This window comes from Paenarthrobacter sp. TRD_SC_7 (assembly GCF_056156245.1).
In genome coordinates this window covers 536341-562769 of record NZ_CM149587.1, presented here as the reverse complement: position 1 = coordinate 562769, position 26429 = coordinate 536341, and the positions used below count along the sequence as shown (strand labels likewise).

At 63.8% G+C, this 26429-nt stretch carries 19 protein-coding genes and 1 pseudogene; 7 read left to right on the top strand and 13 right to left on the bottom strand.

The features are described from left to right. Nucleotides 1-10 precede the first annotated feature (10 nt). The 3 genes from AC0J5Z_RS02785 to AC0J5Z_RS02775 all read right to left on the bottom strand — a co-directional run bounded on the left by AC0J5Z_RS02785 (nt 11) and on the right by AC0J5Z_RS02775 (nt 3785). On the bottom strand, nt 11-1897 hold the full coding sequence (locus AC0J5Z_RS02785) for a bifunctional sugar phosphate isomerase/epimerase/4-hydroxyphenylpyruvate dioxygenase family protein (protein ID WP_475037303.1): 1887 nt from the start codon (nt 1895-1897) through the stop codon (nt 11-13). Continuing rightward, nucleotides 1897-2808 carry a shikimate dehydrogenase gene (locus AC0J5Z_RS02780; protein WP_475037302.1) on the bottom strand — a complete coding sequence of 304 codons (912 nt, stop codon included), beginning with the start codon at nt 2806-2808 and terminating at the stop codon, nt 1897-1899. Before AC0J5Z_RS02780 ends, AC0J5Z_RS02785 begins: the two co-directional genes overlap by 1 nt. Before the next feature lie 206 nt (nt 2809-3014). Further along, nucleotides 3015-3785, bottom strand: coding sequence for an IclR family transcriptional regulator (locus AC0J5Z_RS02775; protein WP_475037301.1), 771 nt, complete (start codon nt 3783-3785; stop codon nt 3015-3017). A gap of 202 nt (nt 3786-3987) precedes the next feature. Here AC0J5Z_RS02775 and AC0J5Z_RS02770 point away from each other — a divergent pair, with 202 nt between their 5' ends. Beyond that, entirely contained in the window at nt 3988-5325 is a 1338-nt protein-coding gene (locus AC0J5Z_RS02770; RefSeq protein ID WP_475037300.1) for an MFS transporter, read from the top strand. Nucleotides 5326-5399: 74 nt separating this feature from the next. Here AC0J5Z_RS02770 and AC0J5Z_RS02765 read toward each other — a convergent pair whose 3' ends face one another. Further along, entirely contained in the window at nt 5400-8120 is a 2721-nt protein-coding gene (locus AC0J5Z_RS02765; protein WP_475037299.1) for an FG-GAP-like repeat-containing protein, read from the bottom strand. Nucleotides 8121-8359: 239 nt separating this feature from the next. Here AC0J5Z_RS02765 and AC0J5Z_RS02760 point away from each other — a divergent pair, with 239 nt between their 5' ends. Beyond that, the gene (locus AC0J5Z_RS02760) at nt 8360-8596 is read left to right on the top strand and encodes a hypothetical protein (RefSeq protein ID WP_475037298.1); all 237 of its coding nucleotides are present in this window, start codon (nt 8360-8362) and stop codon (nt 8594-8596) included. 20 nt (nt 8597-8616) lie between these two features. On the opposite strand, the gene AC0J5Z_RS02755 is transcribed toward AC0J5Z_RS02760, so the two are convergent. Further along, nucleotides 8617-8904 carry a MoaD/ThiS family protein gene (locus AC0J5Z_RS02755; protein ID WP_017197341.1) on the bottom strand — a complete coding sequence of 96 codons (288 nt, stop codon included), beginning with the start codon at nt 8902-8904 and terminating at the stop codon, nt 8617-8619. A gap of 7 nt (nt 8905-8911) precedes the next feature. Then, complete coding sequence (locus tag AC0J5Z_RS02750; protein WP_475037297.1) at nt 8912-10051, bottom strand: WD40/YVTN/BNR-like repeat-containing protein; 1140 nt, start codon at nt 10049-10051, stop codon at nt 8912-8914. 359 nt (nt 10052-10410) lie between these two features. On the opposite strand from AC0J5Z_RS02750, the gene AC0J5Z_RS02745 reads away from it, so the two are divergent. Both AC0J5Z_RS02745 and metH read left to right on the top strand, forming a co-directional pair. Further along, nucleotides 10411-11598 carry a GGDEF domain-containing protein gene (locus AC0J5Z_RS02745; protein WP_475037296.1) on the top strand — a complete coding sequence of 396 codons (1188 nt, stop codon included), beginning with the start codon at nt 10411-10413 and terminating at the stop codon, nt 11596-11598. 66 nt (nt 11599-11664) lie between these two features. After that, nucleotides 11665-15330: a methionine synthase gene (gene metH / locus AC0J5Z_RS02740; protein ID WP_475037295.1), complete on the top strand. Its 3666-nt coding sequence runs from the start codon at nt 11665-11667 to the stop codon at nt 15328-15330. Between the two features lie 9 nt (nt 15331-15339). Here the strand turns inward: metH and AC0J5Z_RS02735 are convergent. Continuing rightward, a pseudogene (locus tag AC0J5Z_RS02735) lies at nt 15340-18465 on the bottom strand (ATP-binding cassette domain-containing protein). Beyond that, nucleotides 18462-19013 carry a hypothetical protein gene (locus tag AC0J5Z_RS02730; protein WP_475037294.1) on the bottom strand — a complete coding sequence of 184 codons (552 nt, stop codon included), beginning with the start codon at nt 19011-19013 and terminating at the stop codon, nt 18462-18464. Before AC0J5Z_RS02730 ends, AC0J5Z_RS02735 begins: the two are co-directional and overlap by 4 nt. Nucleotides 19014-19145: 132 nt before the next feature. On the opposite strand from AC0J5Z_RS02730, the gene AC0J5Z_RS02725 reads away from it, so the two are divergent. After that, entirely contained in the window at nt 19146-19925 is a 780-nt protein-coding gene (locus tag AC0J5Z_RS02725; RefSeq protein ID WP_475037293.1) for an isocitrate lyase/PEP mutase family protein, read from the top strand. 66 nt (nt 19926-19991) lie between these two features. Here AC0J5Z_RS02725 and AC0J5Z_RS02720 read toward each other — a convergent pair whose 3' ends face one another. Further along, nucleotides 19992-20915 carry a LysR family transcriptional regulator gene (locus AC0J5Z_RS02720; protein ID WP_475037292.1) on the bottom strand — a complete coding sequence of 308 codons (924 nt, stop codon included), beginning with the start codon at nt 20913-20915 and terminating at the stop codon, nt 19992-19994. A gap of 180 nt (nt 20916-21095) precedes the next feature. Between AC0J5Z_RS02720 and AC0J5Z_RS02715 the strand changes: the two genes are divergently transcribed. Beyond that, entirely contained in the window at nt 21096-21440 is a 345-nt protein-coding gene (locus tag AC0J5Z_RS02715; protein WP_475037291.1) for a CBU_0592 family membrane protein, read from the top strand. Nucleotides 21441-21509: 69 nt separating this feature from the next. Here AC0J5Z_RS02715 and AC0J5Z_RS02710 read toward each other — a convergent pair whose 3' ends face one another. Continuing rightward, nucleotides 21510-21710 (bottom strand): hypothetical protein, encoded by a 201-nt coding sequence (locus tag AC0J5Z_RS02710; RefSeq protein ID WP_011776649.1) that lies wholly within the window; start codon nt 21708-21710, stop codon nt 21510-21512. A gap of 195 nt (nt 21711-21905) precedes the next feature. On the opposite strand from AC0J5Z_RS02710, the gene AC0J5Z_RS02705 reads away from it, so the two are divergent. After that, complete coding sequence (locus tag AC0J5Z_RS02705) at nt 21906-22412, top strand: universal stress protein (RefSeq protein WP_475037290.1); 507 nt, start codon at nt 21906-21908, stop codon at nt 22410-22412. Between the two features lie 306 nt (nt 22413-22718). On the opposite strand, the gene AC0J5Z_RS02700 is transcribed toward AC0J5Z_RS02705, so the two are convergent. The 3 genes from AC0J5Z_RS02700 to AC0J5Z_RS02690 are packed head-to-tail and all read right to left on the bottom strand — an operon-like array spanning nt 22719 to nt 26423. Next, nucleotides 22719-24110 (bottom strand): GntP family permease, encoded by a 1392-nt coding sequence (locus AC0J5Z_RS02700; RefSeq protein ID WP_475037289.1) that lies wholly within the window; start codon nt 24108-24110, stop codon nt 22719-22721. Between the two features lie 22 nt (nt 24111-24132). Further along, the gene (locus AC0J5Z_RS02695) at nt 24133-24768 is read right to left on the bottom strand and encodes a bifunctional 4-hydroxy-2-oxoglutarate aldolase/2-dehydro-3-deoxy-phosphogluconate aldolase (protein ID WP_475037288.1); all 636 of its coding nucleotides are present in this window, start codon (nt 24766-24768) and stop codon (nt 24133-24135) included. Further along, entirely contained in the window at nt 24765-26423 is a 1659-nt protein-coding gene (locus tag AC0J5Z_RS02690) for an N-acyl-D-amino-acid deacylase family protein (protein WP_475037287.1), read from the bottom strand. The genes AC0J5Z_RS02695 and AC0J5Z_RS02690 overlap by 4 nt, the downstream gene beginning before the upstream one ends. Nucleotides 26424-26429 lie beyond the last annotated feature (6 nt).

The window sequence follows — 26429 nt, the reverse complement described above, 5'->3', positions numbered from 1 at the left end:
GGCAGCGGGCCTAGCTGCTGTGAGATAGGGCCCTGTGGAGCGAGTCGTATTGGACGGCGTGGCGCACCGGGGCGTTGGGCGCCCCGTAGCCGTCATAGTTGCCTCGGCGCTCCACCATTTCGAAGAACACACTGCCCACGGTGGCGGTGTAGAAATGGAGGAATTCGCCGTTGGCGTCCCTGTCATACAGGAGGTTGAGCTCCTTGAGGGTGGCCAGGAGTCCCGGTTCAAGATCGAACCGGGCGTCCAGATCCTCGTAGTAGTTGGCAGGAATCTGCAGGAACTCGAGGCCGCGATCGCGGGCGGACCGGGCAGTCGCCACGAGGTCGTCCACGGCGAAGGCGATGTGTTCCTGGTAGGTTTTGCGGGCGCTTTGCGCTTGCTGCACCGGAGCCAGGTTGAGCACCAGCCTGACTGCGCCATCCGTGGTCTCCATGACCTGCGAGCGCACCAGGCCGCTGGGGCTGGGGACTTCGGCGAACGGCTGCGGTTCCAGGGCCAAGGCGCTGGTGTAGAAGAGGACAGCTTCGTCGAAGTGCTGCCATGGCTGGGCCAGGTTCACGTGGTCGATCACTGCGTTCTGCTGTGCTCCGGAGCGCTCCCGGCCTTCGCCGAACTCGTGGGTCCACGCCGCGGTGCCGTCCGGGCTGCCTTGGCAGAGAAAGACCTCTGTGGAGTCCGGGGCGGAGATGCCTTGGAAGACTTCCTCGTCGGCCTGGACTTTGCGGGCCACTGCCGGCGCCTTGAGTTGCTGGGCGCGAGCGGAGGCAATTACTGGAGAGTCGACGTCGAACCCCAAAGCGGCGATAGCCGGTTCCGAGTGCGAGGCCGCTTGCTCGTTGATGATCACGCGGGCCTGGCCCATGGTCCAGAGCTGGACGTCCTTGGTGCGGTGGCGGCCTTCGAACTCGAAGCCGAGCTGGCCCAGGAGCTTCTCCAGCTGCGCGGTGTCGTCGGCTTTGACCTCGGCGAAGTTGAAGCCCGCGGGCTCGTTTACCTTGGGCAGCGTGGCCAGTTCCATGGGATAACGACGGCGGGACGCGCTGGCGTTGCCGGCCGCAGTTTCGGTGGAGGTGCTTGCGAGCCATTTGGCGCTCTGCTCCTCCAGCCAGATCAGGGAGCGCATGGCATCCACTGCGGTGCGCTCGGTGTCCGACTGGCGGAAGACGTCGTTGAATACCTCAAGGGAAACCGGCCCCGTGTAACCCGCACGGACAACGTGGCCCATGAATTTGGCGAGCTCGAACTGCCCTTCGCCCGGGAATACGCGGTAGTGGCGGCTCCAGGACAGCACGTCCATGGAGAGCTTGGGGGCGTCGGCAACCTGGACGAAGAAGATCTTCTCGGCGTTGGTCTGCTCGATCGGCGCGGTGTCCCAGTCGCGGGAAAGGATGTGGAACGAGTCCAGGCAGGTGCCGAGGTTGGGGTGGTCAACCATTTCAACCAGGCGGTACGCGTGCTCGTAGTCGTTGACGTATTTACCCCAAGCCAAAGCTTCGTAGGCGACCTTCACGCCGTGGTCCCCCGCCAGCTCGGCGAGTTCGGCCAGCTGGGAGGCGCGGAGATCGTCGTCGTCAATCGTGGCGGTGGCGACGTTGGAGCAGACCAGGATGGTGTCCATGCCCAAGCGGGCCATGAGCTTGAACTTCGCCTCCGCCCGCTTCAGGTTGGCTTTCAGCAGCTCCGGAGTGACGCCGTCGAAATCTCGGAAAGGCTGGTAGAGATCCAGACCCAAGCCGAGATCGGCCGCCATCTTGCGGACGTCCTCCGGGCTGAGCGGGGAGGTGACGAGGTCCTGCTCGAAGATTTCGATGCCGTCGAAGCCCGCGATGGCACAGGCCTGCATCTTCTCCTTCAGCGTGCCGGATAGGCAGACCGTGGCGATTCCGGTGCGCATCAGTGGCCCGCCTTCGCAAGCTCGGGGGCCGCAGCTTGGGCGTCCTCCACTGCGATCAGCTCCAGGAAGTGTGCCCGCATCCGTTCGCGGTCAGCTTCCCGTCCGGTGATGAGCTGGAAAGCATCGGCCGCTTGGCCGACTGCCATCCGGCCGCCGTCGAGGACGTCGCAGCCTTTGGCACGCGCTTCGCGGACCAGTTGCGTCTCGATGGGGCGGTAGACAATGTCAGCCACCCAGTGCCGCCGTTCCAGCAGCTCGATGTCCAAAGGAAGGCCTGGGTGCGCGGCCATGCCGATCGGAGTGCAGTGCACCAAGCCGTCGGCGAGGGGCATGATCTCGCTTAGCTCTGCGGGAGTGCGCGGCGTGACCGTGGCTGCGGGGAAGAGCTCGCCGAGTTCGGCGGCACGTTCCGCGGCGCGGGCCGGCTCCATGTCCACCAGGTCCAGCGTGCTAACGCCGGCTTTGAGGAGTGCGTAAGCGACGGCGGAACCGGCACCGCCTGCACCCAACTGGACCACGCGGTCCAGCTTTGCGTTCGGGAGGCCATTGCTGAGAGCGGCACCAAAACCGGAGAAGTCTGTGTTGTGGCCGATGAACCGGCCGTCCCGAATGAGGACTGTATTGACGGCACCCAGGCGACGGGCGTCGTCGGAAATCTCATCAAGGTGCTCAAGCACCAGCTGCTTGCACGGATGCGTGATGTTCAGGCCGTTAAAGCCCATGCGCTGGGCTGCTGTGAGGAGGTCCCCGACGGCGGTGGCCTGCAATGCGAGTTCCAGCAGGTCGAGGGGGCGGTACAGCAAGCGAAGGCCCTGCACATCGGCTTCGCGTTCGTGCATGGGCGGCGTGAGCGAGGGCATGACGCCTTCGCCTATGAGGCCCACCAGAACGGACTCGGCTCGGTTGCTCATCCTAAAGCTCCTTTGACTTCAGCACCGCGGGCTTTTGGCGCTTTGCGTGGCGCCGCCTGACCGGGTGCTATTTAGATTACTACAAGTGTTCATATTCCGCACGCTTGTTCTTAGCGCGAACAAGCACGTCAGGCGGTGCGTTGCGGGGCCCGCTTTGCACGCTCCGCCGCCAATTTGGCACGCAGAGTGGGCCTCACAACGAGGAGTCATCGCTGGGGCAAGCGGGCCGCGAGTTCAGCCGCAGCCTCCTGCAGGGTGGGTACGTGTGCAATGAGTTCCTCCATGGTGAGGCGGAAGACCGGCACCGCAGTGGCTAGCGACGCGAAAGCGTGGCCCTGGGAGTTGAGGACCGGCACCGCAACTGCGCGCATGCCGATCTCGTTTTCTTCGTCCATCACGGCGTAGCCTTGGCGGCGCACCTGCTCGATTTCCGCACGGAACTTGTCGCGGTCGGTAATCGAGTGCTCGGTCAACGGGTCCAGGGGAAGCTCCTCCAGAAGGCGCTTCCGCTCGATCTCATCCTCGAACGCCACGATCGCTTTGCCCACGGACGTCGTGTGCAAGGCGCCAAGATGCCCGGGGTCGCTGGTAACCCGGAACGTCTTTGGCCCGTCGACCTTGTTCACTGTGAGGTGGTGATTCCCGTCGCGGACAGACAAGATGGTGGCCTCGTTCGTGCGCTCGGTGACGCGCTGGAGGACAGGCAGTGCGGTGGCAGCAAAGCCATGATGATTGGAAACCCTCTGACCAAGCTGGAACACGCGCAAGCCCAGGTGGTAGCGGCGCCCATCGGGCTCGTAATCCACAAAGCCGTCCCGTGTCAGCGAACCCAGCAGCCGATAGGTGGTGCTGAACGGAAGGTTCGCACTCCTCGCCAAATCCGCGGCACTTGCCCCACGAGGTTCATTGCCCAGTAATACCAACAGGCTCAATGCCTTGCCGACCATGTCGGTCTTTGTGTCCTCTTTCACACTCATAGTTCGATGCTCTCACATCGTGAGAGCTATTGCTAGATGGTGGCTACATCTCTTGACAAGTGACCCCACTCACAGCCACTATTGCTGTATTGCACAAGTAGCTCTCACCATGTGGTTACTTTCGGGATGATCCGGCCGCACCTCGCTCTGGTCTCCCCACAGAAGCCAGATCCGCGACATCGTCGTCACAGAAGGAACCCCCATGAGCCAAACAATGCCGTCAGCGACGCCAGGCACTGAAACCACCGTCGGAACCCCTAAGAAGGCCGCGCTTGCCAGCTTCCTGGGCAGCGCCGTCGAGTACTACGACTTCTTCATCTTCGGCTCCGCCGCGGCCCTGATTTTCCCACACGTCTTCTTCCCCTCCGCCGATGCCAACGCAGCCATCATGTCCTTCGCCACGTTCGGCTTCGCTTACGTTGCCCGGCCCGTGGGCGCCGTGATCCTTGGTCACTACGGCGACAGGATCGGCCGGCAAAAGGTCCTCATGTTCACGCTGGTCCTTATGGGTGCAGCAACCTTTGTCATCGGCTGCCTCCCGGACTTCAAGACCATCGGCTGGTGGGCTCCCATCCTGCTGGTAGTCGCCCGCCTTTGCCAGGGACTTTCTGCCGCCGGTGAGCAAGCCGGGGCTTCCTCCATGACACTGGAGCACGCCCCGGACAACCGCCGTTCCTTCTTCACCTCGTGGACCCTTACCGGCACCCAAGGTGGCCAGATCCTCGCAGCACTCGTCTTCATTCCCGTCGTGGCACTTCCTGACGACATCAAATACAGCATCGGCTGGCGTATCCCGTTCTGGCTCAGCGCAGTGGTAGTCCTGGTGGCCTTCTTCATCCGCCGCACCCTCCACGAGCCGCCGGCATTCGCGGAAGCCAAGAAGAACAATGAAATCTCCAAGCTTCCCGTTGCCGACCTTCTGCGGCTGCACTGGCGCGACGTTCTCCGCGTGGTCTGCTGTGCCTTCATCGCCGCAGTGAGTACGGTCTTTGGAACGTTGGCCATCAAGTACGCCCAGGACGTTGCAGGCGTCAACAGCACCATCACACTGTGGCTGGTGGTTGTGGCCAACGGCGTGGCACTCGGAACCCAACCCCTGTTCGGCATGCTCGCGGACAAGATCGGCCGAAAGCCCGTCTTCATCTACGGGGCCATCGCAAGCGCCATCATGACGCCGGTGTTCCTACTGACCCTCGAAGGCGGCAACGTGCCGTTGATGTTCCTGGTCTCCGTGGTGTTCTTCTCCTTCGGATACGCCGCCGCCAATGCCGTGTGGCCGTCGTTCTACGGCGAAATGTTCAGCACGAAGGTCCGCTTCTCCGGCTTGGCTATCGGCACCCAGTTGGGCTTCCTCATGGCAGGCTTCGCTCCGGCCATCGTCACAGCACTGGGTGGCACCAAGCCCGGCGGATGGGTCCAGATCTCCATCTTCACCGCGGTGATCTGTGTGATCGCTGCTGTCTCTGCCATGACCGCCCGTGAATCAGTCAAAACCCCCACCACGGAACTCGGCCTGCACAAGCAAGCCCAGCACTCCTGACTCCAGCGCTCCTTCCCGATTACCTGCCCGTCCAAGGTAACCGGGAAGGGGCGTCGCTGGCACAGCCAAAGCACCTACCTCGGGTCCAGCACCACCGCTTGGAACGCCCCCCGGCCGGTGCCGGCGTAAAGGAATAGGGTCCCGTCGCCGGTCACGCCAACCACGGAAGGATTGCCTGTTCCAGAAAAGCCATTTCCGAGGGCGGCGAAGGAAGTAAACATGTTCCATCCAGCCCCCAAAGCCGCCCGGGCCAGGAAGCCTCCGCTCCCGTTGCCCGGGTAGAGCCAAAGCGAGCCATCGGTTTCGCGCGCCATGATGTCTTCCCGGCCATCGCCGTTGAAATCACCGCCCTGCATCACGGAATTGAAGATGTTCCAGCCGGTGCCGATCTGGCGCCACGGCTGGAAACCGCCAGCGCCGTTGCCTGGGTAGAGCCACAAGCTTCCATCGGCAGCCCGCGCTACGAGATCCGCTTTACCGTCGCCGGAGAAATCACCCGGTGCGAGCATCTGCGTGAACCCTCGCCAACCCGTGCCGATCTGCTTGCGCGCCAGGAACTGGCCGCGACCATCCGTCGGATACAGCCACAACGCCCCGTCAGAAGCCCGCGCCACGAGGTCCGGGTGACCATCGCCGTCGAAATCGCCTGCAGTGAGGACCGAATTAAACGCACCCCAGCCCGACCCTATCTGGACTCGCGGCAGGAAAGCGCCGGAACCATTGCCGGGGTAAAGCCACAGGACGCCGTCGGTGCCGCGCGCCAGAATATCGGCGACAGCATCGCCGTCGAAGTCTCCCGCCTCCCACACCTGGCTGAACTGGTTCCAGCCGGCCCCAATGGCCAGGCGTTCGGCAAAACCGGAGCCGCTGCCCGGGTAGAGGCGCATGGTTCCCGCCGACGTCATCGTCAGGACGTCGGACCGCTTGTCACCCGTGAAGTCTTGACCGCCCACGATGTCGCCCACGGCATTCCAACCACTTCCGACGGCGACGCGCGGCGCGAAACCACCCCAACCATTGCCGGGGTATACGTAGAGCGTGCCGTCGCTGGCCCGTGCGAGCAGCCCGGCTCCGGCGCCGCCGAAGGAACCGTCAGAGGTGATGCTGGTGAAGCCGTTCCAGCCCGAGCCGATCTGCGACCATGCGCGGAAGCCCCCTTGACCGTCGCTGGGGTAGAGCCACAAGCTGCCATCCGGTTTGGTGGCCATGACATCGGGCCGGGCATCGCCGTCGAAATCCCCCACGCCAATGAGGTTCGAGAAGCCCTGCCAACCGGACCCGACCTGCCGTTTGGCGAGGAAACCGCCGCTTCCGTCACCCGGATACAGCCAGAGGACACCGTCGCTGGTGCGCGCCAGGATGTCGCCTCGGCCATCGCCGTTGAAGTCCGCGATGCCGGTGATGGCGTCGAAGATGTTCCACCCAGAGCCGATCTTGCGGGGGTTGTTAAGCCTGTTGTCGGGCAGGCCGGCGTAGAGCATCAGGGAGCCGTCAGCCTCGCGGGAGAGGACATCGGCGAGCCTGTCGCCGTCGAAGTCGCCCGTCGAGAAGCGAATCTTCGCCGTGAGCTTGGGATCGGCAAAGATAGTGACCGAAGCCGACGTAGTGGACACCGAATTGATGGTCACCTGGGTGCCGGTATAGGTGCTGAAGGTGCTGCCGGCCTGCCATGCGTGCTTGCTGGCGTACCAGTCCTCCTCGAAGGGAACGGTGGAAGGCATGAGGATCAGGGACGAAGCAATGGTGGCTCCGCCGCGCTGGACAATCTTGACGCCCCTGTTTCCGGCTGGCCGGCCGGAGTCATCGAGGTAGCTGTCATAGCCGGCCGCCTGCCGCAGCTCCAGGTAGTAGACCTCTTTGCTGATGGGATCCGTGAACTTGATGGCACGCTGCGCTTCGGTTCCGCCCCAGGGTTTGAGCGTGTAGGTCTTGGCGCCCGTAGCAACGCCAACATTGCGGATTTCATCCCCACGGCCCAGTCCCGCAAAATCCCACAGCGAGCTGCTGATCACGGGCGATGCGAATTGGGCTGCCCCCATGATGTCCGTGGTGTCGCCGTACTCCCGGATGTAGCAGGAAGGATCCGTGAACCGTCCGTTGCCATCAACTCCGACGTCCGATGCTCCACTGCCACACTGCAACGCGTCCGCGTGCATGAGGCCAATGACGTGCCCGAACTCGTGGCTCATTACGTTGTTTGTGAACCCGCTGATCTGCGGCAGGAGGACGCGGCCACTGTAGCTACCGCTGCTGTATCCGGCTCCGAGGGCGTTGCCTGACAGAGTGGACGTAGGAATGAAAATTACCAGTGCCGTATACGGGCTTGCCGTCCACTTCAGCTCGCTGGTGATGGTGGACATGATGGTGCTGTAGCTATCCGTGGACTTCGCTTTGGACTGGTGACCGGCAACCTTGGTGTTCACTGTCATGGACAGTTTGTTGGCCGTCATCGCCTTCCAGTAGTTGCTGGACGCGGCAACAGCCTGTTCCGCGCCGGCCATGGACACCGTATTGGTGTTGTCCGCCAGCTTGGCCGTGACCAGCCGTACCCGGATATCGCCGTTGGGCCCCACAGCTGCCGGGCCGGCATCGGGAGAGGTGTTGAACGGCGTGGCGAGCTCGGGCGGATGCTCGAACGTATGCTCCGAGTGCGGTGTACCTTCGACGAACTGGACATTTGGGTTGTCCGGCCCGGGCAACGGCACCGCCGTCGCAGGGGTTTGTACAAAAAACAGGCCGGTAGCAAACACCACCAAGCCTGTAGCCAACGCGATTGATTGCCGAAGCGCACCCATTTGATCTCCCCGGGGACGGAGCCTGCGGTTCCTGTGAGTCTCAAGAACCGAGATCAGGCTACAGCCGGGTAGGCGGCGAGCCCGGCAGGCGTGGCTGGCAAAGTCGCCAACAAAGTGGAAACCGAACCATCCCGGAATGCTAACGGGACCCTAACCAGGCCGAAATGCCGTGGCAACATTGCCGCGCCACACTGGAATAGCCGGCAAGTGCAGGCACCAGCTCCAGCCAGGAGGACACCATGCTGAAGGAAGCCAACACTCACACAACACGTATACGCGCTATCAGCCAGCTCCACCGCGGGGACGAGATCGAAGCCCGTCTCTCCGTCGGGCCCGCTTACGATGACGTAGTGATCCGCCGCGGACGCGTCCAGGAAACGGCGCCGGGAATCGGAGTCGTGTGGATCATGGACCACGCCTCCGGTATGCGGAGAGCCATCAATACCGACGAATGCAGTGTTTGGCGCGTCGCCTGATCCGGCTTGACCCCGCCCCCTCAGCCGCCGGCCACGGATTGGATGATCAAAACCTCCTGGCCGGCCGCAACCTCAGTATCAAGACCTTTCACACGCCGGATCTCATCACCGTTCACGTAAATATTCACGTAGCGGCGCAGCGCCCCGGTTTCATCACGCAAGCGCCTGGCCAGCACCGGATAATCTCCGGTCACCGAGTCCAGCAACTGTCCCACGGTCACGGCGCCGTCGGCGGATGCAGTCAGATAGGACTGTCCGCCGACGAGCGGCTGGAGGACGCCAGGCAACAGGACCGTAAAGTCAGCCACGACCGGTCTAACCAAGTACCGGGGCGCTGGCTGCTGCTTCGCTTACGGCCGGGACACCAACCACGACGGCGGCACGCACGCAGAGCACGTCCGGCAAGTGCGATGCCACTTCAGTAAATGTCTCGCCCTCGTCAGTGCTGGCGTAAACGGCGCCCCCGCGGGTTCCGAAGTACACGCCGGTCGGTTCGGCAGTGTCCACGGACGCGGCGTCACGGAGCACGGCGTTATATTCGTGGTCCGGGAGACCTGTGTGCAGTTCCTTCCACGTTCCGCCGGCATCGTCTGTGCGGTGGACGCTGAGCTTGCTGTCCGGCGGGATGCGTTCGCCGTCCGCCTTCAACGGGATCACCCATGCCGTGCCCTCCCGGCGAGGATGAGTCAGCATCACGAAACCGAAGTCCGCCGGCAGCCCGTCCGCGATGGAGTCCCAGTTCTCGCCGCCATCGTCTGTGCGGTACACGCCGTGATGGTTCTGCGCGTACAAACGATTCTCGACGGCGGCATCCGCCGCGATCTTGTGAACGCACTGGCCGAACTCGGGATTGGGATCGGGCATGAAGTAGGCCGAAATTCCCTTGTTGCGGGGCTCCCAGGAGGCACCGCCGTCGAGCGACCTGTAAACACCGCCCGTGCTCATGGCGATGTGGACCCTCTCTCCGGACGGATCAACCACAATCGAGTGTGCCGCCGCACCGCCGTACCCGGCGCCCCATTCGCTGCGGTGGGGGTGGTCCCAGAGTCCGCGGTTCAGCTCAAAGTGCTCGCCGCCGTCGGTTGATTTCCATACCGAAATCGGCTCGCAACCGGCCCATACAACCCCCGGCCGGGAGTGGGCGTCGGGGTATATCTGCCAGATGCGCTCCAAGGCAGCGTCAGTGCCGTCCGGGAATTTGATGGCGCCTTGCTCGGGCTCGGTCCATGTGGCGCCAAGGTCGTCGGAGTGGGCCACAGTGGGACCCCAGTGCTCGGATCGCACGCCCACCATGATTCGTGTTTTGCCGACCCGCGTGTCTATCCCGATGCTCGGTATCTCACTCATCAGGAAGTGCGGGCCGGAGAGGGACCATTCTTTGCGGTCCGGGCTGTTTGCGAGCCACAGGCCTTTCTTGGTCCCGATCGCGATGACGTAACTCTCTGCGGTAGCCATGATCCATATCGAACCATCAGGGCGGGTGGGTGGCAACGGTTTTTTCGGCCTATGTGGACATACCGGTTCCCGGGTGCTGGCAGTCGAGTCGGACGCGTCGGCGTGAACGGACTCCAAGGCAAACAACATCCTTACGGTTACAGTGTCACCAAACTCCAGATTGTGACGCGAAAATCCAAAAAACTTTTTCGTGTGATGTGGAGACAGTTGTCCACTGAATGGAGAAAACGTGCTTGACTGTGGCTTTGCGGTCATGCGGCCGCAACAACTATTGGGGGATTACATGTTTTACGAGGTCAAAGAACAATGAGGCTACTCAAAAGGCATGTCGTGGTGGTCGGCCGGTAGGGGACCGAGCCGTGATTGCAGCCTCATTGCAAGAAGGAGCAATAATCCTGGACCCGTTCTCCGTGAGGATGGTCCTCGGGGTGGTCACACTGACCCTGATAGTTCTCTCTTGCGTGTCCTCCCGACGCCACCGGTCGCCATGCGCCGACTGGTGGCGGGTAGCCCTGTGCCTCTTCTTTGCCGGCAATTCTGCCTTCCTGCTGAACGGAACGCCGTTCCTTCCGTGGGCCAACCCTCTAGGCAAAGCACTGGTGGTCGCCGGAGTATTCGGCGTCTGGGCTGGAGCACGCACTCTTCGCGACAAAAGAATCAGCCCTTGGCAGTTGGCGCCCGGGCCATTGATTACCTGCCTTGCGGCCGCACTGGACGATGAGGGATCCAGCGTATGGTCCGGTGGATTGGTCTACCTGAGCCTGACGGCGGCAGGCCTTGGCATGGCCTCAGCGGAATTATGGTTCGCGAAGACCGCCCAGTCCCGGGTGACGAAGTTCCTGGCCCTCACCGCCGCAGTTACCTCCCTGTACTACTTGGGCCGCGCAATCACGTTTGTGCTGGAGGGGCCGGACGGGAATTCATTCCGAACATTCTTCGGTTATGCGCCGGCGGCCCTTATTCACCTGATCCTCCTGGTGTCGCTGTCCTTCACCATGAATGCGCTCAGCAATAACCACCTGATCAAGAAACTCAGGGAACGCGCCGAAAGGGATCATCTGACGGGGCTGCTTAACAGGGGCGCCTTCCTGGGACTGGCTGCAAAGGAACTGGCAAGTCCACCTTCCCGTCGGGGCGCAGCCTTGATCCTGGCAGACCTCGACTATTTCAAAGCCGTCAACGATGAACACGGACATGCGGCCGGGGACGCTGCCTTGTGCGCCTTCGCCGCAGCCTGTACCGCTTCGGTTAGATCAACCGACCTTGTTGGACGGTACGGCGGAGAGGAATTCATCCTGCTCCTGCCGGGGGCGACGCAACAGCGAGCCGAAGCCATCGCTTCAGAGATCAGCCGCCGCCTGGCCGCCATGGCAGATCCGGATGGCTTGCCCTTTCCCACGGTCAGCTATGGAGTCACGTCCACTGGTACCGGGGCCCCGGACCTGGACTTCATGATCAATGTGGCAGACGCCGCGCTATATAGCGCCAAGGCCCAGGGACGTAACAGGGTTGTGGGCGCAGACCCAGTGGAAATTTCTCTGCCTTAGTTCACCAGGGCCGTAGTACATGGACATACGACGCATTGTGTCGGGCCTCACCCGTAACCTGTTCTTATGGCCCGTTTTGCACTCGATATTGATGCTGTCACCCGTCCTGCCCGCTCCCAATCGCTCCTGGATGCGGTGAACCGCCGGGTGGTCATTGCCGATGGCGCGATGGGCACCATGCTCCAGGACCGGGAGTTGTCCCTCGAGGCCGACTTCCAGGGACTTGAAGGCTGCAACGAGATCCTCAACGACACCCGTCCGGATGTCATCGGGGACATCCATGATGCCTATTTCGCTGTGGGAATTGACGCCGTGGAAACCAACACCTTCGGCGCCAACTGGTCCAACCTGTCCGACTACGGCATCGATGACCGTATTGAGGAGCTCGCTCGAAAGGGTGCGGCGATCGCGCGCGAACGTGCGGAGGCGGCTGAGGCAGAGGACGGCAGGATGCGCTGGGTCCTGGGATCCATGGGTCCCGGCACCAAGCTTCCCAGCCTCGGCCACACCAGCTACGACTACCTCAAGCAGACCTTCGCTTTGCAGGCCGAGGGCCTCATTAATGGCGGCGCTGATGCCTTCCTCATTGAGACAAGCCAGGACCTCCTGCAGACAAAGGCCGCCGTCAACGGCTGCAAGCAGGCGATTGTCTCCCGCGGCGTCCGCCTCCCCATCTTCGTGGAAGTAACGGTGGAAACCACCGGAACCATGCTGATGGGTTCCGAGATCGGCGCTGCACTTACCGCCTTGGAGCCCCTCGGCGTCGACGCGATCGGCCTGAACTGCGCCACCGGTCCGGACGAGATGAGCGAGCACTTGCGTCATCTGTCCAAGCAGTCTTCCGTGGCGATCGCCTGCATGCCCAACGCCGGCCTGCCGATCCTCGGTGCGAACGGCGCGCACTATCCGCTGTCCCCCACGGAACTCGCCACCGCGCATGAGCAGTTCGTGCGGGAGTTCGGCTTGGGCCTGGTGGGCGGTTGTTGCGGTACGACGCCGGAACACATGGCCGCCGTCGTCGAACGTCTTGAGCCCTTCCGCACAAATGGCAACGCGCCCGACGGCGGGACTGTTACCGGCGGCGCGAAGAGCACCGGTGCACGCGTACCCACCGAGCGCGAAGCCGGCGTCGCGTCCCTCTATCACCACGTGCCGTTCGACCAGGAGTCGGCGTATCTCGCCATTGGTGAGCGCACCAACGCCAACGGTTCGAAGGCGTTCCGCCAAGCGATGCTGGAAGAGCGCTGGGACGACTGCGTCGATATCGCCCGCGAGCAGGTCCGGGTCGGCGCGCATCTGCTGGACGTGTGCATCGACTATGTGGGGCGCGACGGCGTCGCAGACATCAAGGAGATCGTCTCGCGTTTCGCGTCGGCCTCCACCCTCCCCCTGGTCATCGACTCCACAGAGCCCCCGGTGCTGCAGGCCGGACTGGAACACATCGGCGGCCGCCCGGTGGTCAACTCCGTCAACTATGAGGACGGCGACGGCCCGGACAGTCGTTTTGCGCGCATTATGCCGCTGGTGAAGGAACACGGGACGGCCGTGATTGCCCTGACCATCGACGAACAGGGCCAAGCCCGCACCACCGAAGGCAAGGTGGCCATCGCTTCCCGCCTCGTGGATTCGCTGGTGGGTGAATGGGGGATGCGCGTCGAAGACATCATTGTGGATGCCCTGACGTTCCCCATCGCCACCGGGCAGGAAGAAACCCGCAGGGACGGCATCGAAACCATTGAGGCCATCCGCCGGATCACCACCAAGTACCCCGGTATCCAGACCACCCTTGGCGTCTCGAACGTGTCCTTCGGCCTGAACCCCGCCGCGCGCATGGTGCTGAACTCCGTGTTCCTGCACGAGGCCGTTCAGGCGGGCCTGTCCAGCGGCATCATCGACGCCGCGAAGATCGTGCCGCTCGCGTCGCTGCCGGATGAGCAGCGCAAAGTGGCTCTTGACCTCGTCTGGGACCGCCGCGAGTACGACGCCGACGGCAACGTCACTTATGACCCCTTGGCCATCATGCTTGACCTCTTTGCCGGCGTCGACACTGCAGCGCTCAAGGACCAGCGCGCCGCGGAACTCGCGGCGCTGCCCACCGGCGAACGCTTGCAGCGGCGCATCATCGACGGCGAAGGCAAGGGCCTCGAAGAGGACCTCGACCTCGCACGCAGCGAAGGCATGACGCCGCTCGGCATCATCAACGACCAACTGCTGGAGGGCATGAAGGTTGTGGGTGAGCGTTTCGGTGCCGGTGAGATGCAGCTTCCGTTCGTGCTGCAATCCGCTGAGGTGATGAAGAACGCCGTCGCCCTGCTCGAGCCGCACATGGAAAAGTCGGACTCCTCCGGCAAGGGAACCATGGTCATCGCCACCGTGCGCGGGGACGTGCACGACATTGGCAAGAACCTGGTGGACATCATCCTCACCAACAACGGCTACAAAGTGGTCAACATCGGCATCAAACAGGGAATCGCCGAGATCATGGCCGCCGCGGAGGAGCACGACGCCGACGTGATAGGCATGTCCGGCCTTCTGGTGAAGTCCACAGTAGTGATGAAGGAAAACCTTGCCGAGCTCCAATCCCGGGGCCTGGCGAAAAAGTGGCCCATCATCCTTGGCGGCGCAGCCCTGACCCGTGCCTATGTGGAGCAGGACCTGGCCGAGCAGTTCGAGGGGACCGTCAGGTACGCCAAGGACGCGTTTGAGGGCCTGGCACTCATGGAACCGTTGGTGCAGGTGGCCCGCGGCGCTGACCCTGATGCGGTGGGCCTCCCGCCATTGAAGAAGCGGATCCACAAGAGTGGCCCGAAGTTCACGGTGACCGAACCGGAGGCAATGCCCGGCCGGTCCGACGTCACCGCCGAAAACCCCGTGCCGGCACCACCGTTCTGGGGTACACGCATTGTTCGCGGCGTCGCATTGCACGATTACGCTGCCCTGCTCGACGAGCGCGCCACCTTCATGGGCCAGTGGGGGCTCAAGCCCGGGCGGGGCGACGACGGCGCCTCCTACGACGAACTGGTAGAACTCGAAGGCCGGCCGCGTCTGCGGTACTGGCTGGACCGGATCCTCGCCGAGGGAATGCTCGATGCGTCCGTCGCCTACGGCTATTTCCCGGTGGTCTCCGAGGGCGAACAGGTGGTGGTGTTGCACCATGGCGAGGACCTCGACGGCGTCCTCGGCACTCCCGGGCTGCTCGCCCCCGATGGTGGCTCAGGCGGTCCAATCGGCACCGAGCGGCTGCGTTTCGACTTCCCACGCCAGCGCCGGGACCGGCACTTGTGCCTCGCCGACTTCGTACGCTCGCGGGAATCGGGCCAGATCGACGTCCTGCCGATCCAGCTGGTCACCGCGGGCTCGAAGATCGAAGAAGTGACGTCCAAGCTGTTCGCAGGAAACCACTACCGTGACTATTACGAGCTCAATGGCCTGGTCATGCAGCTCACCGAGGCACTGGCTGAATTCTGGCACGCGCGGATCCGTTCCGAGCTGGGTTTCGCAGCCGAAGAGCCGAAGGACAAGGCCGGTTACTTCAAGCTCGACTACCGCGGTGCGCGCTTCTCGCTGGGCTATCCGGCCTGCCCGGACATGGAGGACCGCCGCAAGGTCACGGAGTTGCTGAATCCAGAACGGATGGGCGTGATCCTCAGCGATGAACTGATGCTGCACCCGGAGCAGTCCACGGACGCCTTCGTGTTCCACCACCCGGAGGCCAAGTACTTCAAGGTGTGATCCGGCACGTCAGGGTGTCAGCTGGCGCTGGCCCTTGGCTGGGGTGTCTGTGGTCCGGGCGGTCTTTGCGCCCGGACTTGTGCCCGAATCGCCGCCCGAAATGGAGAGGGGCTTCGCCCGCCTGAAGGCGGCAAGGATTGACCGTCCCACTACCGCTATCCCGATGATGGTGGTGATGGCTCGCAACGTGTCCCAGCCCGCCGTCGAGGTCACCAGCGAGTACAGCAGGAAGCTGCTGAGGTTAGTGGCCAGCGGGGCGCCCGGTACGTAGGAGATCCCGGTTCCGGCACCCACCGCGAAGGGCCAGAACCAGAGATTCGTCAGCAGGCCGAACACGTAGGATGCCGCCACGCCATAGCCGCACAGCATCCACAGCTCGGCCCGCCCCCGGACCCGGCGTGGAAGCAGCCCTGCACCCGCGCCCACCCAGGCGCACGCGAAAATCTGGAACGGCGACCACGGGCCAATACCGCTCCACAGGACGCTTGAGACAGCGATCGTCAGAGCCCCCAGGAGCATGCCGAAGCGAGGACCGAAGGCCCTTCCGGCCAAGATCAGCAGGATGAAGACCGCTTCCACGCCCCCGACGCCGGTACTCGCCACCCGTACCGCTGAACCCACTGCGGCCAGGACGCCGAGCAAGGCTACTGTGTGCGCTGAGCGGACCGAACCGTCCATGGAAACCACGACGGCGACGACGGCAAGTGGTGCGATGGCCAGCGCCGCGTACGGGACCGCTGCGGCGGCATCCTGAGGCAGGGCGGCCGCGAGCAATGGCCAGCAGAACGCGCCGAGGGCCAGCAGATTGGCGGCCGCGAGGATGGGAAGCTCAAGGACCCGGGGCAGCCTGCGTTGCAGGGCCCGCTTTACGCCCTAACTCTTGGAATTAACACGCAGAGCAGACCCCACAACCAGGGGAGTCGCAACTTGCGGGGCCCGCTTTACGCCCTTAACTCCGTCTATACCCTGCAGAGCAGGCCCCACAACCAGGGGAGTCGCAACTTGCGGGGCCTGATTTGCGCCCCAAACCTCGGAATCAACACGCAGAGCAGGCCCCACAACCAGGGGAGTCGCAACTTGCGGGGCCTGATTTGCGCCCCAAACCTCGGAATCAACACGCAGAGCAGGCCCCACAACCAGGGCTGGGGCCACGCCATCCTTCATCTGCACAATCCTGGCGCCGAGGCCACGGGCGAAATCGAGGTCGTGGGTGGCGATCAGGACCGCGGCGCCGTCATCAGCCGCCCTGCGCAGCGTCATGGATACGGCTGCGCGCGCTTCAGGATCGAGCCCCCGGGTGGGCTCATCGATCAACAGGACTTGTGGGTCCGCCATGGTTTGCAGCGCGATGGCGAGGATTCGTCGTTCGCCGGCCGACAGGTCCCGCGGATGCTCGTTTCCAGTCGGAATCGAAACGCTTCCCCGCAAACGGACCAAGCGTGACTCGGCAGAATGCGGCATTGGACCGATGCTGCCTAAGCCCTGCGCGTCGGTTTGGCGCCGGGCACGGGCACGGGCATGACGTCGATCCGCCGCACGGAGCTCCCCGGCCACGGTATCCCGCGTAAAAAGGTCGTCGGAGGCGTCCGGGACCAAGGCAACGCGACCACCGTCCACCGTGCCGCTTGTTCCTTCACCGAGCGCGAGCGCCACCAGGAGCGACGACTTCCCGGCACCGTTCGGCCCCACCAAGGCAACCACTTCGCCGGAGTGCAGAGTCAGTGAGACGTCGCGGACCAAGGGCTTGCCATCGCGGTATACGGCGAGCTGCGTCGCCGTGAGCACAGGCTCATGCTGCGGTGGCTGTTCTGCGGGGGCTTCACAGGAACCCGAGCCAACGTCAGCAGAGCCAAGGCCAACGTCAGTGCAGCAGCGGGACCCGGCAGCGAACAAGTCCGAACAGACGTCATCGGAGCGCAAAGGTGCGGGCGCAGCGCCCGGTACCAGGCCGTCGTCGTCGATTGCCCACCACGAGTCCGCAAGGGGTATCAGGGGCTCCGCCCGATGCTCGGCCACAATGACGCAGACGCCGGATTCATGGGCCAGGTGGTCGAGGACTGCGATGACGCGCGCCCGGGCGGTGCTGTCCAAATCGGCAAGCGGCTCGTCCACCAAGAGCACCTCCGGCTGTTGCACTACAGCTGCGGCGATGGCCACGAGGGTCGCTTCGCCCGCAGAGAGGGTGCTCAGGTTGCGGTCCAAGAGGCCCGATACCCCAATACGCTCTGCGATCTCCATCGTGTGGGCTTTGCCTATCCCGGCCGGCATACCGCGCAGTTCCAAGGCGAGGGAGATCTCGTCGCGGACGCGGGTGCTGGCGAAGGCTGCGCGGGGGTTCTGGAGAACGACGCCAACCATGGCGGCAGTATCGCGGGGCGGGGTTGTAGCGCGGTCCACTCCGGCCACGCGGACCGTGCCGGTGAGTTCTCCGCCGTCGACGTGTGAGAGGAGACCCGCGATACCCCGCAGGACGGTGGACTTACCGGAACCAGTCGGCCCGGTGATGACCGTGATGGAGCCGCTGGCGGGGACGAAATTGTCGACGCGTAACCGCGTGTCCCCGATGCGGAATTCCGCGTCCAGGACCTCAATCGGCGCCTCGGCGCTGCCGGGCCGGCGCACTGTCCGGCTCCCGAAGCCGCGCAACTCCAAGGCCGCGGCAACCCTTCCGGCATGCTCAAGGGTTCGCTCAAGGATGGGAACAAGGGCGCGGGCGCCGAGGCGTTCGCCCCGCAACCGGAAGGCCAATCGGACGGAGCCTACGGCGTCAGCGAGCGCCGGGAGTGCCGCCCACGCCACCACGAGCGTGCGGGCAATGCCTTGGAAAGGGCCGCCGCGGGCCAGACGGACGAAGCCGCGGGCAATGTCCACCCACGCGTTGAGGAGGCCGAACGCGAGGATCATCCCTGCAATTGGCAAGGCGGACAGGATGGCCTCCCACAGGCCTGGCGCCGTTACCGGACCGAGGAAGACAACGTGGGCGTACGGGGCGGGCAGCCGTACTGACGGCAAGTCCAGAAGAACCGGGCCAACGGCGCCCGCTCCGTTGAAGAGGATGCGGTAGATGACCCGCGCCGCGACGAAAACGACGGCGAGCGCCGCGGCAGCGCGTAACGGCGCGGGTCGAAAGGTCATGCCGTGGGTGCGGCCGGGGCGCCGTCGACGGTAAAGAGCAGTTCAAGGCTCTCTCCCGGCTTCACCTGCTGCGTTGCGAGGCCTTCCTGGGCGTAGGCCCAGTCCCCGGAGGCCGGCTTGACCCAAATGGACCAGTAGGCGAACGCTGCGGGCATCTTGCCGCATTCTTCGCGGTAGGTGCCGCCCTTGTGGGTGATGTCGAAGTCCGCGGCGGGCACACCGTTCACACGGCACACCAGTTCAGTGGGGTACTGGGTGGTTCCCTCGGTCTTCACGTTGGCCTGCTCAAGGACCTTGGCAGCGGTGGTCGGGGCTTCGATGTCCACGCATACTGACTTGTTGGCGGCGTCCTGCTTCAGGGAGCCCGAATCAACAATGACGTTCACACCAGCGCAGGTTTCGGAGGCTGCACTGGATGAAGCCGTGGTTTCAGGTGCTGGGGAGCTTGGCTGGGTGGCGGCCGGCGTGGAGCAGGCGGCAAGGGGCATCAGGAGACCAGCGGCGGCGAAGGAAGTCGCGGCGGCGGTGCGGAGCTTGGAGAAAGTCACGAGTCAAGGGTAGGGCGTTCAGTGTCCGCAGGCCCTTGGTATCGCGTTGTGTGACGTTATGCCTAGGCTGTGGGTGGCAAGTGAGAGTTCCCAGCCGTGGATGACGGAGAACAACGATGACGGAGAGCAACGATGACTGAAGCAAACACCAACGCACGTGCGCAACAGCTGAAAGCCCTGCACGAGGCACCGGAAATCCTGAGTGTGGTTAATGTTTGGGACGCCGTTAGTGCCCGCACTGTTGCGGATCTTCCTGAAACCAAGGCCATCGCCACAGCAGGGCATTCCATTGCTGCGGCCTTTGGCTATGCCGACGGAACCATGCCGTTGGACGTCGCGCTGGATGGGGTCAAGCGAATTGTCGACGCCGTGGATCTCCCGGTCACTGCCGATTTGGACGATGGCTACGAGAACCCTGCCGAGACCATCCGCCGGGCGATTGGGATCGGCGTAGTTGGGGCAAATGTTGAGGACCGCTTGCGGCCCTTCGACGAAGCCGTTGCCCGGGTACAGTCGATCATTTCGGCCGCCGCGGACGAAGGCGTCGCGTTCCAGCTGAACGCACGCACTGACGCTATCGCCCGGGGCGGGGACCGCCCTATCAACGACAGCATCGAGGACGCCATCGCCAGGGGACGCGCCTTCCTTGACGCCGGTGCTTCGCTGGTCTTCGTGCCCGGTGCCATGACCCGTGAGGTCATTGAGCCACTGGTTGAAGGCCTCGGACACGGGAAGCTCTCCGTGATCGGCGCACCCGGAGCCCTTCCGGCAGCCGAGCTCCAAGAACTTGGTGTGGCCCGCGTGTCCTATGGTCCGTTCACCCAGCGAGTAGCTCTGCGGGCACTTCGGGAGTTGGCCAGCGACCTTTATAGCTCTGGCGTGATCCCTGCTGACACTCCGGCGCTGAACTAGCTGACGCCTGCCTCTTAGGGCCCGCGCGCCTGACCTGAGCTGTCCCGCCTGCGAAGGCGGGACAGCTCAGGAGCCTGATCGAGTGTCGAACGCGGCCGCCGACTCCCGGAGAAGGCGTGCCACCGTGTCCACGGGCAGGCTCGCTGCCTTTCGCCGGTCGAACCGTCGCAGGGCGATGTGCCGGGTCCCCAGGCCAGGAACATCCAGGATGTCCACTTGGTCATGGACCACGCCCGTTAGTGCCAGGGTGGGCACAATCGCAACCCCCTCACCAGCAGCGACGAGTGCGAGCGCGGTGAGTGTGTCGTGGTACTGATGAACAGTCTCAATCCGGGCGCCCGTCGAGTGGCGAAGACGCCCAAGCACTGCGGTGTTGGCTGCTGACGGCTCGACTCCCAGCCATGGCAAGGTCAAGCGGCTCAGGTCGATGTTGTCCGTGCCCAGCAAGGTTCCTGCGGGCACCACGAGCTTCCACGGCTCATCCAACAGGGGCTCCTGGACCATTCCGGCCGCCATCGGACGCTGCTCTGCCGCCGTCGAATCCTGTTCGATCACCACAGCATCGAGCTGGCGCTGCCGCAGCAGCCGCATCAGAGCTGGAAAGCCGTCCTCAACGATCTGAATCTGCAACTGGGGGTATTGGCTTCGCCATTCGGGAAGACGCGGGATCACCACGGTGCGCATGAAACTGGTGAATCCGCCCACTCGCACGACTCCTGCGATGTTCACCTCGCTTTGCATCCGGGCCCGGGCCACGTTAAGTGCCCGTTCTATCTCTTCCCCTGCCTCTGCCATAGCCAAGCCTGCAGGTGTGAGCACTGAACCTTTGGGGGTACGGAGGAGTAGCGCCTGCCCTGCCTCGTTCTCGAGTTTGCTCAGCTGCTGCGACACTGCAGAGGCCGTAATCCGCAATTCATCAGCTGCCGCAAGAACGCCTCCAGTGCGTGCGACCGCAAGAAGCACCAGCAGCCGGCGCGGGTCCATCTCCATGTTAAGAACTCCTAAACACCGGCTTCAGAATATTGCAATTGAACTAAACGACTTACTCCCCCAATATTGACTCAAAAGCACGATTCAGTCGCGAAACTCCGACTATCGAATCAAGCCCCATTCCGGACTTAACGCCGCCCTCCGGCTTCATCCGGGTGCCCAAATCTTGAAAGGACTCCCATGGAACTGCTGTTCGAAATCGCCGGTTGGGCCGGCGCAGTGGCAATGCTCGGCGGCTACATGGCAGTGTCCATGGGTTGGTTGCAGGCGGGCAGCACCTTCCAGACCGTAAATCTCTTTGGTTCGTGCGCCTTCATCGTCAATGGCACACTCCACGGAGCCTGGCCCTCCGTGGTGACGAATGTCGCGTGGTTTCTGATCTCAGCCGTGGCGCTTCTCCGGATGCGGGCCAAGCAGCGGCCAGCGCGGGTGGTGGCCCATGCTCACGAGAGTCCCTCACTTGGCCCGGACACTGCTGCCCAAGTCATCGTCACGGCCGCTCGACCAACCGCCAGCTGCGCATAACGGGGATCCAGGAATGCCTCACCCCTGCGGCCGGCCTTCGTCTGGAAACCGGCCGGCTGATACGCCCCTTTAGTCCACAAACTCCGACTGCGTCTCGATGAAGTCCCAGTCCGCAACGGTCAACACACCACTGACCTTGTCCGGATGAGGCCCGCCGGCCTCGGCAATATGCTGCAGCACCTGCAGCGGCAGTTCTTCGGCGCGCAGGTTTTCGCGCAGCCATTCCTTGCTGTCTAAGTGCAGATCGAGCCACCACATGTAGATTTCCATCGCGGAACGCCTTCCTTCGGATGAGCCGTGGGCCTGGATTAACCGTAGGCCCGGTCAGGAACGTCTACAAGGGTCCGGCTGGGCCCAAGTAGCTCGCATCAGTGGTCCTTCCCACTGCTGTGGGAGCCACTAACGCCGGTTAGTTGGGTGCCCGACAACCTGTTCAACCACACGCCGCAGCGCAACAATAAGGGTATGGCTGCGGAAGATTTCAGCGGACGGATTCCCTTGGTTGTCGGCGTGCTGCCGGACCAGCATGTGGAGGTCCTGCAAACCGCCCGGACCCTCGCCGAACAACTCGGCGTGCCGCTCGTGTGCGCCTATGTGGACGAGGCCAGCTATCTGGTGGAGTGGGACCCTTCGCGCGAGACACACCGGATGTCGCTGCATCCCGAAAAAGATGACGAGGACGTCGCTGCCGTCCGTGGCGATCTCGGCAAAGTGATTGGGGAAGCGATGGACGGCGGGACTGCAGACTGGACGTTGCGGCTGCTGGCTGGCGATCCTGCCCGCGCCTTGGGCCGCCTGGCCTCGGATATCAACGCCTCAATGATCATCGTGGGAACGCCCGAACCCGGCTTGGGTCACAGAATTTCCGAGGCCCTGAACGGCTCGGTGGCCGCTTGGCTCAGCCATCACCAGCGCCGCCCGGTGCTGATTGTGCCCCAGAAAAAGAGACACGAAGCTGCCCATAAAAACTAAAGCGAAAGTACTTATTCGATGTGGTGGCATTGGCGTCCTGCGGCACGTAGAGTGATTACTGCAGGACGGCGAGAGCCCCTGTTCAAAGACCGCTCCGGAGTGCGTATCCCCCAATAACGCACTCCGGAGCTCTTTGTTTTAAGCGACGGCGTACCCGTACCGCCACCACCTTCTCTGACGCGAAAACGGCCCCGACACACCCTTCTTTGGGCGCGTCGAGGCCGAATTCATTTCAATGTTGGTAACGGCGGCACAGGTATCAAGACCAAACGCACGACGCCGGCACCCGGGCTGGGTGCCTCAAGGTCACCTGACGAACGTGTACAGCAGCGCCGCCATTCCGAAGCCCACAATGGAGAGCACTGTTTCCAGCACGGTCCAGGTCTTCAGGGTGTCCTTGACTGACATGTTGAAGTACTTGGAGATGATCCAGAATCCGCCATCGTTCACGTGGCTGGCGATGATGGAGCCCGAGGAAATGGCCACCACGATCAACGCGAGCTGGGGCTGCGAGTACCCCGAGGCGAGGCTGGGCGCCAGGATGCCGCCAGTGGTCACGATCGCCACCGTCGCCGAGCCCTGGGCGATGCGCATTCCGGCGCTGATCACGAAGGCGGACAGGATGATCGGAAGCCCGGCTTGGGACAGTGAATCTGCCACAGCCTTGCCAACACCGGTGGCGGAAAGGACGGCACCGAAGAAGGCACCGGCACCGACTACCAGCAGGATCATGCCCACCGGACGCAACGAGGAACCCGTGATTTCGCTGAGTTCGGCGGAGGTCATGCCGCGGCGGATTCCCAGCAGCCACATGGCCAGAAGCACGGCGACGGTCAGCGCGATGGCCGGATTGCCGAAGAACTGGAGGATGTCACGGAAAGTGCCCGCGGGAGCAAAGATGTTTCCGAAGGTACCGCCGAGGATAAGGATCATGGGCAAACCGATGGCCAGCAGGACCAGCCCAATGGACGGTTCGTGGCCCTTGGCTTCCTCGGCTTCGGGAATAATGCGATCCTCGGGAACGGAAACCATGACGCGCTTGCCGATCCAGGTGCCCCACAAAATACCGGAAGCGAACCATGCCGGGATGCCGCAGATGAGGCCCATGAGGATGATCCAGCCGAGGTCCACACCGAACAGGCCGGCCGCAGCAACGGGGCCGGGGTGCGGCGGAAGGAAGGCGTGCGTCACGGAGAGACCGGCGAGCAACGGCAAGGCGTAAAGGGCAAGTGACTTGCCTCCGCGGATCGCAGCAACGTAGACCAACGGCGCCAGGACGAAGATGCCGATGTCGAAGAACACCGGGATACCCAGCACGAAGCCGGTGATGCCCATGGCGAGCGGGGTGCCCTTTTCACCGAAGATCTTCACGAGCCTTCCGAGCAGCACTTCCGCACCGCCGGACCGTTCCAGGATGGCGCCAAGGACCGTGCCAAGGCCGATGATCACCGTGATGTGGCCAAGGATGCCGGCGAAGCCCTTCTCAATGAGGGCGTCACTGCTCTTGGTAGCCGAGCCGACCAGGGCCTCCACGGAGATCCCACCCACCAAGGCCACGATCACGCCGGTCCCCACCAGGGCGATGAACGGTTCGAGCTTGACCTTGATGATCAGGAACAGCAGGAGGGCGATACCGGCACCTGCCAGGAGGAGCAGGCCGGCGGTGTCGTGCCGCAGCCATTCAAGGAATTCAGTCATGACGAGTCTTTCTGGGTAAGTCCTACTTGAGGGTGCCGGTGAAGGCTGCGGCACGTGCCGCGATGTCTGCCCAGTCACCGGCAGCAACTGCTGCGGGCGGGACCACGCTGGTGCCGCAGCAGACTGCGGCAGCACCGGCGTCGAGATAGCTCTTGGCGTTGGAGGCGTCGATGCCTCCCGAAGGCAGCAAGCGGATGCCCGGGTACGGGCCCTGCAGGTCCTTCAAGTACGCCGGGCCGAGCTGGCGGGCGGGGAAAATTTTGACGGCGGCCGAGCCCAGGTCCAGGGCCTGTGCCACCTCGGTGGGGGTCATGGCGCCGAGGCTGAACGGGATCCCCGCAGCCACGGCGACGGCGGCAACCTCCGGCCTGAGGCCGGGTGTCACCAGGAACTGCGCGCCGGCGTCGATCGCTGCGCGGGCCTGGTCCGCGGTCATCACCGTGCCGATTCCGACGGCGGCACCATGGTCCGCTGCCGTCTCCGCCGCGCGTTGTACGTGCTTAAGTACATCCGGTGTGGTGAAGGTCAGTTCGACGCTGCGGATGCCGCCGTCGGACAATGCACGGCAGAGATCGGCGGCGTCGGTGATGGACGGAGCGCGGACCACTGCAAGGGTGCGGTCGGCTTCGAGCTGCTGGAGGAACTGTTCAGGGGTCATTGTTGTCCTTCTCGGGTGAGGCCGTCGCTGCTGCGACGAAGGGCACGGCCGGCGCGGGCCCCGGTGGCTTTGCCGCCGTCGATCGCTGCCGTGCCGTTGACGAAGACGTACTGGATGCCGCTGGCGGCTTGGCGGGGGTTCTCAAAAGTCGCTTCGTCGCGGACGGCTTCCGGATCGAAAAGCACGACGTCGGCCGCGTAGCCTTCGCGGACCAGTCCCCTGTTGTGGAGCTTGAGTCGTGCGGCGGGCCGGCCGGTGAGGTGATGGACCATTTCCTCGAGGCTCAAGAGTCCGAGGTCGCGGGAGTAGTGGCCGAGGTAGCGCGGGAAGGTTCCCCAGGCACGGGGGTGTGGCTTGGCGCCGACAAGGAGCCCATCGCTGCCGCCGGTGTGGGTGCGGTGCTTCATGATGGCCCGCACGTTTTCCTCGTGGCCTACATGCTGGAGGATGCCGGTGCCGAGGCGATCTTCCGTGAGGATCTGCGCGAAAACGTCGAAGGGCTCCTGGCTGGTTTCTCCAGCGATGTCCCGAACGGTCTTGCCCACGTAGCCTGCGAGCGCGGGATTCTGGACGCCGCTGATTTCCAGGGTGTCCCACTCGGCAACCACTCCGTGGCAGCCGTCGGAACCGTAGATCTCCACACTTTCGCGGATCCTCGCACGGGTTTCCGGATCTGCCAGCCGCGCCATAGTGGCTTCGGTGCCACCGGATGAGGCCCAACTCGGGAGGATCGCTGAGAGCGTCGTGGCGCCCGGGAGGTACGGGTACGTGTCAAGGGTGATGTCCACGCCCTGGCCAAGGGCTTCGTCGATCAGCTCCAGGAGCTCCCCGGCGCGGCCTTTGTTTTCCGCGAAATTCATGGTGGCGTGTGACAGGTGGAGTGCGCAGCCGGTGTCGCGACTCAGCCCGATCATTTCGGCGTAGGCACCCAGCGCGCCCTTGCCGTAGGAGCGGTGGTGCGGCGCGTAGAAGCCACCCAGTTCCCCGACGGTCCGGCAGAGCCCTGCGAGTTCCTCGGTCTGCGCGTACATGCCAGGCGTGTAGGTGAGGCCCGAGGACATTCCCACGGCCCCTTCCTCCATCGCCACGCGGATGACGTCCTGCATCTGCTGCTGTTGCTCCGGCGTGGGGTCGCCCTCGGCGAAGCCCATCACCATGGCCCGGACAGTTCCTTGCGGGACCAGGTATGCGGCGTTGGTGGCGATGCGGCCCCCGTCTTCCAGCCTGTCCAGCCGATCGAGGTACTCCCCCACGGTCCGCCAGTTCCAGTCGAAATCGGCCGGGTTGTCGTTCCAGCCTGCGATCTTCTCCCGGACACCGGCCAACGTGGCATCGTCCACAGGCGCGTAGGACAGTCCGTCCTGGCCCAGCAATTCCGTGGTGACGCCCTGGCTGAGCTTGGCGTAGTGGTCCCTGTTCACCAGCAGCTGCAGGTCCGAGTGTGCGTGCATGTCGATGAAGCCGGGGCTCAGGACCAAGCCAGTGGCGTCGATGACGCGCTCGGCGCCGGATTCCGCCGCGGTGGTGAGGGAACCAGTGGGGGTTCCGGCGTCGACGACGGCGGCAATCACCGCACCGTCCAGCAGGACGTCCGCGCTGCGGCGGTCCGCCCCGGTTCCATCCACCAAGGTGGCATTGCTGATGAGGGTCTTCATTGCGGG